This is a genomic window from Haloferax sp. Atlit-6N (genome assembly GCF_003383195.1).
Lineage (GTDB): Archaea > Halobacteriota > Halobacteria > Halobacteriales > Haloferacaceae > Haloferax > Haloferax gibbonsii.
On record NZ_QEQJ01000299.1, the window covers coordinates 1 to 468 of the forward strand.

1 protein-coding gene is annotated in these 468 nt (G+C 43.8%); it reads left to right on the top strand.

Annotation, left to right across the window (positions count from 1 at the left end):
* Positions 1-74: 74 nt before the first annotated feature.
* On the top strand, positions 75-468 hold a 394-nt coding region (locus tag DEQ92_RS22445), incomplete at its 3' end, for a glycosyltransferase family 4 protein (RefSeq protein WP_147299594.1).

Consider the following 468-nt stretch of genomic DNA (forward strand, 5'->3'; position numbering starts at 1 on the left):
AGCACATCCGATCCTAGCTATCGCTTTCCAAATGTATTATACCTACATAATTGTAATGTGAAGTGAAGCATAAAATGTCCAAGAAATTGAGTATATTGGTTGTTTCGGACGCATACTGGCCAGAACAAACGGGAGGTATTACTAAGTCACTGTTGACGGAAATTGAAGGATTAGTGCAAAATGGTCATAAAGTCGTCGTTGTTACTCGGACTCTCAGTACCAATTCAGCCCGGCGCGAATCCCGCGGTGAGTATCTGATCTATAGATATCGAAGTCCAAATGAGGATTCTCCGTTATATCACGCATATCCACTAGCCAGCATCGGGCTACTGCCTCGATTGGTTGATAAGCTTGATGAACAGCAAAACTTTGATATTGCATATGTCCACAACATCTTCCAGTCAGTCGGTGTGGAGCGGGCCTCTGCCAGCATTCCACAGGTATATAACTACCACGCTCCAATTTCAA